This is a genomic window from Streptomyces dryopteridis, assembly GCF_049606955.1.
GTDB lineage: Bacteria > Actinomycetota > Actinomycetes > Streptomycetales > Streptomycetaceae > Streptomyces.
This window is the reverse complement of record NZ_CP187114.1, coordinates 579910-594291: the sequence shown is the minus strand read 5'-3', so window position 1 is coordinate 594291 and position 14382 is coordinate 579910. Positions and strand designations below refer to the sequence as shown.

Here is a 14382-nt window from a genome sequence, read left to right as displayed (position 1 = left end):
CCGGTCCGGACCTCGCCCCCGGGCGGCTCGCCCTCGCCCCGCCCCCACCCGTCCCGCCTTCGAGGAAGAGGCCCCTATGCCCGCGAAGCCCTCCGTGTTGTTCGTCTGCGTCCACAACGCCGGCCGTTCCCAGATGGCCGCCGCCTGGTTGAGCCACCTCGCCGGCGACCGGATCGAGGTCCGGTCCGCCGGTTCCGCCCCCGCCGACGCCCTCAACCCGGCCGCCGTCGCCGCGATGGCCGAGGTCGGCGTCGACATGTCCGCCCGGACTCCCCAGGTCCTCACCGCCGACGCGGTACGGGCTTCCGACGTGTGCGTCACGATGGGCTGCGGGGACACCTGCCCCGTCTTTCCCGGCAAGCGCTACCTCGACTGGCCGTTGGCGGACCCCGCCGGCCGGGGGGTCGAGGCGGTCCGCCCGATCCGCGACGAGATCAGGGCCCTCGTGGAGAACCTGATCGCCGAGATCGCCCCGCCCCCCACCGGGTGATCCTCCCTTCCCCGACCCCGGGGTGGCGGGGCCGTGTCCCCGGTGGTGCGCCGGTACTGTCCCTGGCACCGAGCCGGTCCGGGCCGCGCACGCACGCGGTGCGGACGGGCCCACCCCACCCCGAGGAGTCGTGATGAAGGCCGTCGTGTTCGAGGAGTTCGGTGGGCCCGAAGTCCTGAAGGTCACCGAGGTCGAGACCCCGGAGCCGGGCGCGGGGCAGGTGCGGGTCCGGGTGTGGGCGGCCGGGGTGAACCCGGCGGACCTCAAGATCCGCGCCGGGTTCATGGAGGCCGTGTTCCCCACCCGTTTCCCCGCGACCCCGGGCCTGGAGTTCGCGGGCGTCGTCGACGCGGTCGGCCCCGGGGTGACCGGTCTCGCCCCGGGGGACGAGGTCCTGGGCTGGACCCGGGGCGGCGGGGCCTACGCCGAGTACCTCGTCACGGGCGCGGACCTCGTGACCCCGAAGCCGGCCGGGCTGGACTGGCCGACGGCGGCGGCGCTGCCCGTCGCCACGGAGACCGCCCACCGGGCCCTGGGCCTGCTGGGACTCCGGGCCGGCGAGACGCTGATCGTGCACGGGGCGGCGGGCGCGGTGGGTTCGGTCGCCGTGCAGGACGCCGTCGCGGCGGGCCTCCGGGTCGTGGGCACGGCCCGGGCGGACCGGCACGCGTGGGTCCGCTCCCTGGGCGCGCTCCCCGTGGCCTACGGCGAGGGTCTCGAACAGCGCGTGCGGGAGGCGCTGGGGGAGGCGGCGGCGGGTTCGGGGGCGGTGGTGGACGCGGCGTTCGACGCGGCCGGCCACGGCGCGCTGCCCGCGCTGATCGCCCTGCGCGGCGACGCCGCGGACCGGGTCGTCACCACCGCCGACCCCGCCGCCGCCGAGTTCGGCGTGCCCTTCTCCGCCGTCCCGGAGCCCTCCGCGCCCGTTCTGGCCGCGCAGGCCCTGGCCGCCGCCGAGGGCCGGCTGCGGGTGCTGGTGGCCGAGACCTTCGCCCTCGCCGACGCCGCGAGCGCCCAACACCACGCGGAGACCGCCCCCGCCGCCGGCAAGCTGATCCTCGTCCCGTGAACCCGCGATCTCGCCCGCTCAGTCCTGCGGCATGTCGAGGTTGAGGGCCCACATCACGCCGAAGCGGTCGACGAGGAGGCCGTACAGGCTGCTCCAGGGCTTGGGTCCCAGGTCGTCCTGCACGCTCGCGCCCACCCGGAGCTTCTCCCAGTACCGGGTGATCTCCTTCGGGTCGCCGCTGCTCACCATCAGGTAGTAGGGCTGTGTGCCGGGGTCGTAGGGGAGGGGGGTCGGCACGTCGTAGACCGCGAGGTGGAAGCCGTCCTCGGTGGTCACCTCCCCGAACGCGAGCCACGGCGCCTCGCCCGGGTTCGCCAGCTCCGTGCCGGTCTCCTCGTGCGTCGAGGTCAGCAGACTCCCGCCGAACACGGAGTGGTAGAACTCGATCGCCTCCCGAGCGTTCCCTCGGAAGTTCAGATGTGGGGTGACGGTGATGGCCATGATGTGTGCCTGCCTTTCAGTTGACGCCGTCGTGGTGGATCAGGAGGTGGCGGGGGCCGCGCAGGACCGGGCTGGGGCGGTAGGGCGGAGGGTCGACGCGGATGCGGGGCGCGGTGACGCGGCGGGCGAGTTCGGTGAGGGCGACGCGGGCCTCCAGCCGGGCCAGCGGCGCCCCGTAGCAGGCGTGGATGCCGCTGCCGAAGCCCAGGTGTTGCAGGTCGGGCCGGCCCGGGTCGAAGGTGTCGGGGTCGGTGAAGCGCAGCGGGTCCCGGTTGCCGGCCGCCAGCAGCAGCCAGATCGGTTCGCCCCGGGGGATGGTGACGCCGTGGACCTCGATGTCCACGAGCGCGGTCCGGGTGGGCACGAACTGCACGGGCGGCTCGTAGCGCAGGGTCTCCTCGACCACCCGGGGGGCGAGGTCGGGATCGGCCCGCAGTTCGGCCAGGACGCGGGGGTGCCGCAGCAGGGTGAGCATCCCGTTGCCGATCAGGTTGACGGTGGTCTCGTGCCCCGCGATGAGCAACAGCACGGCCGTGGAGACCAGTTCGGCGTGCGTGAGGGTGGTCTCGGGGGTGCCGCCGCCGAGGGCGAGGTGGGACAGCAGGTCGTCCCCGGGGTGGGCGCGGCGTTCGGAGATCAGCTCGCCGAGGTACTCGCGCAGGGCGCCGACCGCCGCGCGCACCTTCTCCATGCCCGCCCGGCGCTCCTCCGGCGTGGCCCCCGAGGTGCTGTTGACCAGGGTGTCCGCCCAGGTGCGGAAGCGGGGCTCGTCCGCGAGGGGGACGCCGAGCAGCCGGCAGATCACCGTGACCGGGAACGGGTACGAGACCCGTTCGACCAGGTCGAAGCAGAGCCCCGGATCGCCGTCGGCGGCGGCTTCGGCGGCGTCCCGGAGGTCGGTGACGTCGTCGAGGAGTTCGCCGACGATCCGGGCGAGGTCCTCGCGCATGTCCTCGACGCGGTGTGGGGAGTGCGGCGGGGCGAACGGGCGGTCCGCGAGCCGGCGCAGCCGGTCGTGTTCGGGCGGGTCGAGGGTGAGGAAGCTGGGGACGAAGGTCTCGTCGTCGGCGCGGACGGGCCCGAGCGGGCCGTTGGTGTCCGTGACCAGGTTGCGGGCGTCGGAGCTGACCCGGGGGTCGTGCAGCAGGTCCTGGATCTCGTGGAAGGTGCTGATCAGCCACACACCGGTGGGATCACGGCGCACGGGGGTGGCGCGCAGCTCCGCGAACAGGGGGTAGGGGTCGGGGCGCAGGGCCGGGTCGAGCAGGCGCGTGGCCGGTGAGGCGGCGGCGTCGGTGCGGTCGTCGGAGGTCACGCGGGGCTCCCGGACGTGAGGGGGCGGACGGGCGGGCGGCGGGCGGGCGGGGCGGGGACCGGCGGGCGCGGAGGCTGCGTGATCAGTGGGTCGGCCACGGGGCCCGCGGGGTGAACGTGAGCCGCCGGTCGGTGGGGGACCAGCCGCTGAGGGTGACCGTCGGGTCGTGGCTGGGCACGGACGGGTCGGGGAAGTCCGCGGGCAGCGGCTCGCGGCCCTCGGCGCCGCGGTCCATGGCGAACGGGGGAGGGAAGGGGGCGGCCGTCTCGATCAGCCGGGTGTAGTGCGGCAGCCAGCGGCCTTGGTCGAAGGAGACCGCCGCGATGACCCGCCCCTGCCGGCCGTACACGGCGGTGAAGCACCGGCTCGCGCGGGAGCCCTGCGCGATGAGCACCTCCGTGCCCAGCACGGGCGCGCCCACCGACTTCACGTTCACGCCGAACTGCAGGGACCAGAACGCGGGCACCCACAGGTGCGGCCGGCGTTCGCCCGGCCCCGCCAGCATGTTGTGGGCGACGATCTCCGCCTGCGCCAGGGCGTTGCCCCAGTGTTCGAGGGAGAGGAACTGGTACCCGAAGAAGGGGTGCGGGGTGCGGGCCACGTCCCCGACCGCGAACACGTCGTCCGTGACCACCCCGCCGATGTCGAATGCCCGGCACCCGGCGTCGCACGCGACCCCGTCCGGACCGGCCGCCACCCCGGAGCCCGCGAGCCAGTCGGTGTTGCGGACCGCGCCCAGACACACCACCACGAGGTCCACCTCGACGCGTTCCCCGTCGGCGAACCGCACCGCCCGCACCCGCCCGCCCGCGTCCCCCTCCAGCCGGTCCACCCGGGTCCCGACCCGCAGGTCCACCCCGTGCGCCCGCTGCAACCCGGCCGCCACGCTTCCCACGGCCCCGCCCAAGGCCCCCACCAGCGGGGTCGCCCCCTGCTCGGCCACCGTGACCGGGATGCCCCGGCGGCGGCAGGCCGAGGCGATCTCGGAGCCCGTGAACCCGGCCCCGATCACCAGGACCCGGCGCGGACCGGCCGCGAGGGCCGCCGCCAGCGCGCGGGCCTCCTCCCGTGTGCGCAGCGAGTGCACGCCGCCGAGCGCCGCCTCCTCCGGATGCGGCCACGGGCGCGAGCGCACCCCCGTGGCGATCACCAGCCGGTCGTAGGGCACCCGCTCGCCGTCCGCGAGCCGGACCGTGCGGTCCGCCAGGTCGAGTCCGACGGCGCGCACCCCCAACCGCCAGTGCGCGTCGATCGGACGCCGCCGCGGCAGCACGGTGTCCTCGGGGGCGGACAGCCCGAGCAGCACCTGCTTAGACAACGGCGGCCGGTCGTAGGGCGGGTGCTCCTCGTCCCCGACGAGCGTGAGCGGACCCCGGAACCCGCGCTCGCGCAGTGCCTCGGCGGTCCGCAACCCGGCCAGCGAGGTACCCACGATCACCACGCGTCCCACGTCCCGCGCGCCCGTCACGCCGACCCCGCCCCGGCCGGTTCCGCGGCCGGTTCCGCGACGGCCTCGGTGAGGATGGCCCCGGTCGGGCAGGCGGCCACGGCCTGGGCGAGTCGGTCCCCTTCCGCGTCCGTGACGGCGCCGCGCGCCAACAGCCCCTCGATCCCGTCCATCCGGAAGATCGAGGGCGCCAGGAACGCGCACTGCGCGTACCCCTGACACCGGTTCAGGTCCACGAGCACACGCCACACGATCCCGCCACCTCCCACGCCCGTACGTTCACCCTCCCCAGGGTGACGCCCGCCCCCCGACCCTCCGGGCACCTCGCCCACCCGACACGCAAGAGCCCCCGACCGGCCGAACGCTCAGGGCCGGACCGTCGTGGGGTGGGGGCGGCGGATGTCGTCCGGGTGGGCGGTGTGGCGGACGGCTTCCTCGTAGGCGATGACGCCGGCCGTGACGAGGGCGTTGAGGCCGGTCTCCAGGGTCTGCATGCCCTCGCGGTGGCCGGTCGCGATCAGGTTGCGGATCTGGCGGGTCTTGCCCTCGCGGATCAGGTTGCGGATCGCCGACGTGCCCACCAGCACCTCGAAGGCCGCCACCCGGCCGCCGCCGATCCGGGGGACGAGGGTCTGGTTCAGGACCCCGGCCAGGGTGTGCGCCAACTGGAGCCGGACCTGCGGCTGTTGTTCGGCGGGGAACACGTCGACGATGCGGTCCAGGGTCTGCGCCGTGTCGTTGGTGTGCAGGGTGGCGAAGACGAGGTGTCCGGTCTCGGCGATGGTCAGGGCCGCCGAGATGCTCTCCGGGTCGCGCATCTCGCCGAGGAGGAGCACGTCGGGGTCCTCGCGCAGGGCCGCGCGCAGCGCCGAGGGGAAGGAGTCGGTGTCGGTGCCGACCTCGCGTTGGTTGACCGCCGACCGCTTGTGCCGGTGCAGGTACTCGATGGGGTCCTCGATGGTGAGGATGTGCACCGAGCGGTGCGTGTTGACGTGGTCGAGGAGCGCGGCCAGGCTCGTCGACTTCCCCGACCCGGTCGGCCCGGTGACCAGCACGAACCCGCGCGGCAGCCCCGCCCACCCGGTGACCACCGGCGGCAGCCCGAGCCGTTCGGAGGAGGGCACGTCGAACGGGATGATCCGCAGGGCCAGCGCGGAGGCGCCGCGCTGCACGAAGGCGTTGCCCCGCAATCTCGCCTTCGCTCCCCAACTGAAGGCGAAATCAACCTGCTTCTCCCGGCGGAAACGTTCCGTCAGGTCTTCGCCCAGTACCCCCGTCACCAGGTGGTCCACCTCCGCCTCGGTCAGCGGGGCGCCCTCGACCGGCAGCAGGGCGCCGTCGACGCGCAGGAACGGCGCCGACCCGGAGGTGAGCAGCAGATCGCTGCCGCCCCGCTCCCAGAGTTGATCGAGCAGGTGGTCGATGGTCGCGGCACTGGGCCCGGACACGGTGGCCTCCAAGAGGGGGTGGTCGTTCACGGCAGGACTCACGGCAGGACTCAGGGCAGGACCGTCCACCGCCGGACGGCGGCGGTGTGGCCGTCGAAGGACACGTCGGCCCGGACCAGCGGCCCGGCCAGCAGGTCGATCCGGACGCCGCCCAGGCGCGCGCTCGCGCGCCCGCTCCCGGCGGTGACGGTGTGGGACAGGGTCAGCCCGGCCAACTGCGCGGCCGTGGTCAGACCGCACGGGGTCAGATCGAGCTGGTCGGTCACGGGGCCGCTCGCGCCGGGACGCACCGGCAGGTCCAGGGAGCCGGCGGGGCCGGCGCAGGTGCTGCCGGGGAAGTCCGCGGACACCTTCACCGAGTTCACGTCCCCGTCCTCCTGGTGCGCCACTTGCAGGACGGCGTGCTCCAGGGGCCCGGCGGGGGCCGCCGGCGCCGGGGTGAGCCCGCCGAACGCCACGGACGCCCGACCGCCGGCCGGCAGCTCGGCCGCCGTGACGTCCACGGGAGCCCCGGGCGCCGGGGGAGCGAAGCCGTCGAGTGCGACCACCGACGCCGGTCGCGCGATCACGGCCGGATAGGTCGTGAACCGCACCGGCTCCGGCGGGATCCCGATCACCGGACGGAGGGTGCCCGCGCTCGGGGTGATGCCGAGGTCGATGGTCCGGGCGATGACCCCGCGCGTGAGGACCTGCCCGCCGACCTCGCGCATGGACAGGTCGACGGCGCCGGTCGGCACGTACACGGTGCCGTTGACCACCAGCCGGCTGTGCTCGCGGGCGGTGTCGGCGTCGGCGGTGGACTTGAGCACCGGGCAGTCCCGGCCCGAGGTGAGGCAGCCGGACAGGGGCCGGACGGCCGGGGCGCGGACCACGAGGTCGAGTTCGACCCCGTCGAGCCGGACCGAGGCCCCGCCCGTGCCGGTGCCGGTGCCGGTGTCCGCGTCTGTCCCGGCGTCCGTGCCCGCGCGGGCCGTGTGTTCGACGGCGAGCCGGGACAGCTGCTCGGGCCGGGTGACCCCGCAGGCGCGGAGGTCGACCACGTCGACGCCGAGCGCGCCCGGGCGGGTGCTCAGGGGGTGCTCCTTGTCGCACGCGGTCCCGGTGCCGGAGACGGTCAGCGTGACCGCGGGGGGCCGGGGCGGTGTCGGCGGCTCGGTCGGGGCGGGGGGCGTGGGCGCGGGAGGTGTCGGGGTGGGGGCTGCGTCCTCCTGGTGCGCGACGCGCAGCACGATCCTGTCGATCGCCGCCCCCGCGGGCAGCGCCGGCACCGCGAATCCGTCGAGTCGGAGGGAGGCCGAGGGGGCGGCCGGGGTGAGGTCGGCGGTCGCGGTGTTCGCGTCGACGGCCCGCGCGTTCTCCGGGTCGCGGAAGGCCGCGCCGGCGGGTGCCGGGGGGCTGCTCGCCCGGTCGGGCCGGACCGTGACCGGGGGGCGTTCGCCCAGTTCCAGGCCGACGCCGTCGAGCGCGGCCGTGGCGCCGGCGCCCGCGCCGCCGAGCGCGGCGGTGTAGGTGACGACGAGGCCGGTGAGCTGGGCGGGATCGGTGAGCCCGCAGAGCGCGATCAGGTCCACGGTGTCCTCGGCGAGGGAGCCCGGGCGGGCCGTGAGCCCCCGCGCGCCGACGCAGGCGGTGGGCAGGCCGGGGCCGGCCAGGGTGACCGTGACCTTCGGCGGCGCCCCTCCGGCCGGGCCGGGGTCCTCGCGGTGCGCGACGCGCAGCAGGGCCCGGTCCAGGGTGGAGCCGGGGGCGGCCGGCGGGCCGTCGAAGCCGCCGAGTTCGATGCCGGCGGTGGGTGTGGTGACGGGGTCGAGGGTGACGCGGGCCGTCTTGGCGCCGTCGATGGCCTCGGCGTCGCTCGCGGGGAGGAACGTCGTCGACTTCGCGTCGGTCGCGGGCCGGGCCGGCGGCGCGTCGTACACGAGGTCGAGCCACATGCCGTCGAGGGCGGTGCCACCGGCGGCGCCGCCCGGGTTCAGGCCGGCGGTGTAGGTCGCGGTCAGGCCGGCCAGGCGTGTCGGATCGGTGACCCCGCAGGCCCTCAGGTCCACCCGGTCCTCGCCCGGGGCGGATCTGGCGGTGAGCGGCAGGTCCGTGCAACGGCCCCCGCCGCCGCCCGCGAGGGCGACGTCGACGCGGGGCGCGGCGGTGTCGCCGCTCTCGCGGTGGGCCACGCGCAGCACGGCGGAGCTGATCGTCGCCCCCGAGGGCAGGGGCGGCAGGCCGAATCCGGCCAGGGTGAGCGACGCGGACGGGGCGGCCGTGCTCAGCTCGGCGTCGAGCGTCGCCGGGGCGGGCTGTTCGCCGATCTCCAGGACCGCGGCGGATTCACCGCCCGTGCCCGTGCCCGTGCCGCCGAACCCGGTGGCCGCGGTGACGGCGGTCGGTTTGAACGTGGTCGGTGTCCGGTAGGCCACCTCCAGCCGCAGGCCGTCCAGCCGTGCCGTGCCGGTACGGCCGTCGGGATCCAGGGCGGCGGCGTAGGTGACCGTCAGGCCGGCGAGCCGGGCCGGGTCGGTGAGCCCGCACGCGGCCGGCAGGTCGATCGGGGGGTCGGCGGCGAGCGCCGGGTGACGCGGCAGGTCCGCGGTGTGGCAGGTGTCGCCGCCGACGGCGACGGTCACCTTGACGGCGCCGGGCGCGGTCAGGCCGCCGTCCTCCCCGTGCCGCACCCGCAGGCTCGCGCCGGTGATCACCGAGCCGGCCGGCACGCTCGGGGTGAAGCCGGTGAACTGGAGCGAGGCCGCGCGGCGGGTCCCGGCGTCGAGGACGGCGTCGGCCGTGCAGCCGGCCGCGCCCGTGGGTCGCGGGCAGCCGGGCGGGGTCGCGCGTTCCTCGGAGAGGAGGGCCTGGGCCGGGTTCGTGAAGCCGGTGTTCGTGGCCGCGGTCGTCGGCGTCAGGGTGTGGGAGGGCTGCGGGGGCCGCACCCCGTACACGGCCGGTCGTTGCCCCTCCGCCGTCACCGGCGCGCAGAGTTCCGCGTGCCCGCGGTCGACCTGGAATCGGCTCTCGCCGCCCATGACCACCTCCACGCCCTCGGGCCGGGTCCGCTCGCACCCGCCGGGGGCGGGCACGGTGGGCCGGGTGGGGGAGGCGGGGTCCCAGCCGGCGGGGGTGCCGCCCACCACGCTGACGGTGGGGTCGTCGACCTTCCACAGCGAGCCGCCGCCGGTGAAGCCGAAGTCGAAGTAGTGCGTGCCCGGTTGCAGCCACACGACGACCCCGGGGCAGGCGCCGCCGGTGAGTCGGGTGAGGGCGTCGGCGTCGTCGTAGGCGCCGGGCGCCAGCCGCACCAGCCAGGACCCGGGCCCGGGGCACGCGGGCACCGTCCGCCGTTGCGGAACGGCCGTGACGGGCGGGGCGTGGTCGGGGTCGGCGCCGAGGACGGGGTCGGCGGGGGCCGGCGGGGAGTCGTCGGCGCAAGCGCGCGTGTACGGGGTCTCGGTGGGGGAGAGGCGGGGCTGGGTCACGGCGCGCGAGCAGTCGCCCAGGGCGGCCACGTCGCCCGCGACGAGCACGGAGGCGCCGGCGCCGGTGGTGATGTCCCCGTGCGAGAACACCCCGCCCTGCACGCGCACGCCGGGGGTCCGCACGTGGACGCCGTCGCCCGCGCCCCGGCCGAGGCCGAGCAGGGCGTCGCGGGGTTGGTCGGCGCGACCGCCGGTGGGGGAGGCGTTGAGGGGGTCGCAGTGGACGATCATCCGCCGGCCGCCCAGCGGCGGTGTGGTGAGGTCGGCGCACGGGTTGCCCCGCGAGAAGTTCTCGATCGCGAGCTGGGTGGCGCCGTCCGCGCTGTAACTCCGGCGGCCCTGCTCGGTGTTGGCGCCGGCGGCCGCCAGCCCCGCACGGGCGAAGGACAGCACGGACACGGCGACCAGGCCGAAGACGAGGACGAAGGCCAGCGCGAGGATCAGCGTCGCGCCCTGCTCGTCACGGGGACCGAGGCGGGAGCGGAGGCGACGGGGTCGGGGGCCGGGGCGGGCGGTCATGACGGGGTCGATCGTCGGACGGCGGTCAGGGTGGTCGGGGGTTTGGCGGGATCGGTCCGCACGGTCAGGGTCACCTCCGCGGGCGAGGCACAGGGGGTCTCGGCGCCGCAGCTCAGGTTCACGGGACGGGGGGATGCGCCGGGGTCCAGCCGGCCCAGGGGGGTGCTGACGACGCCGGCGGGGCCGCAGGTGACCCGGCTCAGGGCGCCGGAGACGGGATCGTGGGCGTAGACCACGTCGGTGCCGGCCCGCCGCAGGTGGACCACGACCTCGGTGATCCCGCACGCGGGCTCGGTCGTGACGGCGTCCGCGCTCTGCACGTCGCCGGTGAACCAGCGGGCCAGGGCGCCGGCCGCGCCGGTGGCGGCCACCCGCCGCTCGGTGCCCGAGGTGAAGCGCAGGCCCATGACGATCGCCTTGGACAGCAGGGTGGTGACGATGCCCAGGACGACGATCGTGACCAGCGTCTCGGCCAGGGTGAACCCGGCCTCCCCGACCCCGCGCCGTGCCCGGGGAATCGGGCGGGTCCGGTGGGTCCGGTGGGTCCGTCGCGTTCTCATGACGGCATCGACTCCCGCTTGACCAGTTCGAGGGTGGTGTCCTTGACGGGGCGGGGGCCGGTGGCGCGCACGGTCAGCGTCACCTTCTGCACCCCGGTGTCGGTCGACGGGCAGGCGGGGCCGAACGCGCCGACCCCGTCCCAGTACTCGACCGTGACGGTCACGGCGTACCCGGCGGGCGGCGCCGGCGTCCCGTACCCTCGCGCGCAGGCCGCGTACGGGGCGCCGATGATCCGCTCGGCGGTGCTGCGGGCGATGGCGTCCGCGCCGACGGTCTGCCGCTGCGCGACGGAGCTCACGACGGCGGTGCCCAGCCCCCCGAGGACGGTCAGGAAGGCGACGCCGATGAGGACCACGGCGACGAGGGCCTCGATCAGGGTCTCGCCCTCCTCGCCGCGACGGCGCGGCGAACGGCCCGGCGGGCGCGGCGCGGGGGCGGTCACGGGACCTCCACCTGGTTGTACACGCCGTAGATCGCCGAGAGCAGGGCCACGGCCACGAATCCGACGAACACGCCGACGAAGACCACCACGATCGGCTCGAACAGGCTGGTCAGCCGCTTGAGCTTGTGCTGGAGCTCCCGTTCGTAGAACTCCGACACGTGCCCCAACTGGTCGTCCAGGGTGCCGGTCTCCTCGCCCACGCGCATCATCTGGGTGACGGCTCCGGGGAAGAGTTTGGTGCGGGTGATGGGGCGGGAGATGCCGCCGCCTTCGAGCATCTCCGTCCGGGCCGTCGCGAGGGAGCGCTCGTACACCAGGTTGTTGGCGCCCGCGCCGGCCAGGCCGAGGGCCTCCGGGATGGGCACGCCCGCCTTGATCATCGAGGTGAGGATGCGGCAGAACCGCTCGATGATCATGTAGCGGACCACGTCGCCGACCACCGGCAGCCTCAACAGGACGCGGTCGCGCAGCAACCGGCCCCGTTCGGTGCGCAGTCCGGCGATCACCCCCACGATGAGCAGGGCGAGCCCGCCGAGGATCGCGGGGTACCAGGCCGTGACGAAGTCGGTGACGCCGAGCAGGATCCGCGTGGGCAGGGGGAGTTCGGCGTTGAAGGAGTCGAAGAACGCCTTGAAGCGGGGCAGCACGAAGATCACGAGGACGACGACCACCGCGACGGCGAGGCCCATCACCAGGCCCGGGTAGGTCAGGGCGGAGCGGATCGCCCGCCGGGCCTCCACATCCCGTTCGATGTAGCGGGCCAACTGGGCCATCACCACGTCGAGTTCGCCGGTGGCCTCCGCCGAGCGCAGCACGGAGACGTAGAACGGCGGCAGCGCCTTGGCGTGGGCGGCCATGGCGACGGCGAAGCTCTCGCCGAAGCGCAGCGAGTCCATGACGTCGGCGAGCACCCGGCCCAGCTTCTTGTCCTTGGTCTCGCCGCGGATGATCTCCAGTGCGTCCAGGACGGGCATGCCGGCCTTGACGAACGCGGCCGTCTGGCGGGAGAAGTTGCTCAGCTCGACCAGGTCGACCTTCTCCGCGGTGAGTTCGAGGCGCAGCAGGTCGCGGCCGGCGGCCTTGACCGACAGCACGTCGTGGCCCTGCCGGGCCAGGCTCTCGGTCACGCCGTCGACACTGGAGCCCTTGAGCACGCCGCCGACCCGCCTGCCGTCCGGGCCGACCGCGACGTACTTGAAGGTGGCCATGTCGGTGTGTGCCTTCCTGGGTTCCGGGCGCGTCGGGCCTGGCGTGATGCGGGTACGGGCTACGGGGCTACGGGGGTTGGGCGGGGGCCGGGCGTCAGACCACGTACACGCTGGACATGATCTCGGCGATGGTCGTGACCCCCTCCTCCACCAGCCGGACCCCGCCGTCCAGCAGGCTCTCCATGTCCTGCTCCCGGGCGGCCGCGCGCAGCCGGTCGATCGATGCCTTCTCCACGAGCAGGCGTTTGACCGCGTCGCTCATCACGAGCAGTTCGAAGACGCCGATCCGCTCCTGGTAGCCCGTGCGCGAGCAGAAGTTGCAGCCCCGGCCCTGCCAGAACCCGGCGTCGGTGGACCCGCCGGCCTGCGCGAAGAAGGCCAGTTCGTCCACGCCCGGCCGGTAGGGGCTCGCGGCAGTGGTCGCAGATCCGCCGCACCAGGCGCTGGCTGACCACCCCGGCGACCGTGGAGGTGATCAGGAAGGGCTCGATGCCCATGTCGACGAACCGGTGCAGCGCGGAGCAGGCGTCGGCGGCGTGGATGGAGGAGAGCACGAAGTGGCCGGTCAGGGCGGACTCGACGGCGATCCGCGCGGTCTCGGCGTCCCGGATCTCGCCGACCAGGATCACGTCGGGGTCCTGTCGGAGGATCGAGCGCAGCCCGGTCGCGAAGGTGATGCCCGCCTGGTCGTTGATCTGGATCTGGTTGACCGACGGGAACATGTACTCCACCGGGTCCTCGATGGTGGTGATGTTCCGCTCGCTCTGGTTCAACTCGCCGAGCGTGGCGTACAGGGTGGTGGTCTTGCCGCTGCCGGTGGGCCCGCCGCACGCGACCATGCCGTAGGGGGAGCGCAGCAGCGACGAGAACCGCGCGTAGGTGGCGGCGGGCATGCCGAGTTCGGCCAGGCGCAGCAGGGTGCGGTTGCTGTCGAGCAGCCGCAGCACCGCCTTCTCCCCCCAGATGGTGGGGGTGGTGGAGACCCGGATGTCCACCGATCTGCCGTCGATCTCGGTGGCGATCTGTCCGTCCTGCGGGCGCCGCCGGTCCACGATGTTCATGTTCGCCATGATCTTGATCCGGCTGACCACGGACGGGCCCATGGTCTCCGGCAGGCTGAGCACGTCGTGCAGCGCGCCGTCGATCCGGTACCGGACCCGCACCCGGTCGGCGTGCGGCTCGATGTGGATGTCCGAGGCCCGGTCGCGCAGCCCCTGGGTCAGCATCAGGTTGACGAGGTGCACGACCGGGGCGTCCTCGCTGACCACCCGGGCGTCGGAGCTGAGGGCGCGGCCCGTCTCGGTGGCCTTGAACGCCTCGACCAGGCTGCCGACCCCGGCCAGCGCCCGATAGGCGCTGTCGATCGCGCGCCGGATGTCCGAGGGGGCCGCGATGGCCAGCCGCACCCGGTCGGGCGCGACGGCCCGGCCGACCTCTTCGAGCACGCACGGGTTCCCGGGGTCGCCCGCCGCGATCAGCAGCGTGCCCTCGGACCGGCTCACCGCGACCACGCCGAGGGACCGGGCCAGGGCCTCCGGCACCCGGGCGGCGGCCTCGGGGTCGGGTTCCCCCTGCCGCAAGTCGGCCACCGGCAGGTCGAGTTGTTCCGCCAGGGCCTCGATCAGCGCGCGCTCGTCGACCATGCCGAGTTCGAGCAGCAGAGTGCCCAGCAGGCGGCCCGAGGCGGCCTGCTGGAGCAGGGCCTCGTCCACCTGCGCGGGGGTGAGCACCCCGCGCCGCACGAGCAGTTCGCCGATCCGGGGCCCGTCCCGCTCGGGCGCGGCGACGTGCGCCCCGTCCGCGCCCTCGCCGCCGGGCCCTTCGTCCTCCGCCGGCGCGGACGGATTCCGGTCGCCGGTCGCCTCGGGGAGGTCCGTCGTCGCCGAGCGGCGCCGGAGAAGTCGCCGACTGGCCAAGGAAACCCACCCCTTCGGAGATGCGGAACAACGGTCGACGGCGGGGCGCGACCCCGTCC

At 75.0% G+C, this 14382-nt stretch carries 12 protein-coding genes; 2 read left to right on the top strand and 10 right to left on the bottom strand.

The window, feature by feature from the left end; translation table 11 throughout:
* The first annotated feature begins 76 nt into the window (after nucleotides 1-76).
* Entirely contained in the window at nucleotides 77-490 is a 414-nt protein-coding gene (locus ACN20G_RS29100) for an arsenate reductase ArsC (RefSeq protein ID WP_424216205.1), read from the top strand.
* A 133-nt stretch (nucleotides 491-623) separates the two neighbouring features.
* Nucleotides 624-1559: an NADP-dependent oxidoreductase gene (locus tag ACN20G_RS29095; RefSeq protein WP_424216204.1), complete on the top strand. Its 936-nt coding sequence runs from the start codon at nucleotides 624-626 to the stop codon at nucleotides 1557-1559.
* Nucleotides 1560-1577: 18 nt separating this feature from the next.
* Here the strand turns inward: ACN20G_RS29095 and ACN20G_RS29090 are convergent, their stop codons facing one another.
* The 10 genes from ACN20G_RS29090 to ACN20G_RS29045 all read right to left on the bottom strand — a co-directional run bounded on the left by ACN20G_RS29090 (nucleotide 1578) and on the right by ACN20G_RS29045 (nucleotide 14323).
* Nucleotides 1578-2000, bottom strand: coding sequence for a VOC family protein (locus ACN20G_RS29090; protein ID WP_424216203.1), 423 nt, complete (start codon nucleotides 1998-2000; stop codon nucleotides 1578-1580).
* A gap of 16 nt (nucleotides 2001-2016) precedes the next feature.
* A complete protein-coding gene (locus tag ACN20G_RS29085; RefSeq protein WP_424216202.1) occupies nucleotides 2017-3315 on the bottom strand; it encodes a cytochrome P450 in 1299 nt (432 codons plus the stop codon).
* An 82-nt stretch (nucleotides 3316-3397) separates the two neighbouring features.
* Nucleotides 3398-4765: an NAD(P)/FAD-dependent oxidoreductase gene (locus tag ACN20G_RS29080; RefSeq protein WP_424217383.1), complete on the bottom strand. Its 1368-nt coding sequence runs from the start codon at nucleotides 4763-4765 to the stop codon at nucleotides 3398-3400.
* A 14-nt stretch (nucleotides 4766-4779) separates the two neighbouring features.
* On the bottom strand, nucleotides 4780-5013 hold the full coding sequence (locus ACN20G_RS29075; protein WP_424216201.1) for a ferredoxin: 234 nt from the start codon (nucleotides 5011-5013) through the stop codon (nucleotides 4780-4782).
* A 114-nt stretch (nucleotides 5014-5127) separates the two neighbouring features.
* A complete protein-coding gene (locus ACN20G_RS29070) occupies nucleotides 5128-6240 on the bottom strand; it encodes a type IV pilus twitching motility protein PilT (RefSeq protein WP_424216200.1) in 1113 nt (370 codons plus the stop codon).
* A 20-nt stretch (nucleotides 6241-6260) separates the two neighbouring features.
* A complete protein-coding gene (locus ACN20G_RS29065; RefSeq protein WP_424216199.1) occupies nucleotides 6261-10196 on the bottom strand; it encodes a hypothetical protein in 3936 nt (1311 codons plus the stop codon).
* Complete coding sequence (locus ACN20G_RS29060) at nucleotides 10193-10756, bottom strand: type II secretion system protein (RefSeq protein ID WP_424216198.1); 564 nt, start codon at nucleotides 10754-10756, stop codon at nucleotides 10193-10195. Before ACN20G_RS29060 ends, ACN20G_RS29065 begins: the two co-directional genes overlap by 4 nt.
* Entirely contained in the window at nucleotides 10753-11199 is a 447-nt protein-coding gene (locus tag ACN20G_RS29055; RefSeq protein ID WP_424216197.1) for a type IV pilus modification PilV family protein, read from the bottom strand. Before ACN20G_RS29055 ends, ACN20G_RS29060 begins: the two co-directional genes overlap by 4 nt.
* On the bottom strand, nucleotides 11196-12407 hold the full coding sequence (locus tag ACN20G_RS29050; RefSeq protein ID WP_424216196.1) for a type II secretion system F family protein: 1212 nt from the start codon (nucleotides 12405-12407) through the stop codon (nucleotides 11196-11198). The genes ACN20G_RS29055 and ACN20G_RS29050 overlap by 4 nt, the downstream gene beginning before the upstream one ends.
* Before the next feature lie 59 nt (nucleotides 12408-12466).
* A complete protein-coding gene (locus ACN20G_RS29045) occupies nucleotides 12467-14323 on the bottom strand; it encodes a GspE/PulE family protein (RefSeq protein ID WP_424216195.1) in 1857 nt (618 codons plus the stop codon).
* Nucleotides 14324-14382: the final 59 nt, after the last annotated feature.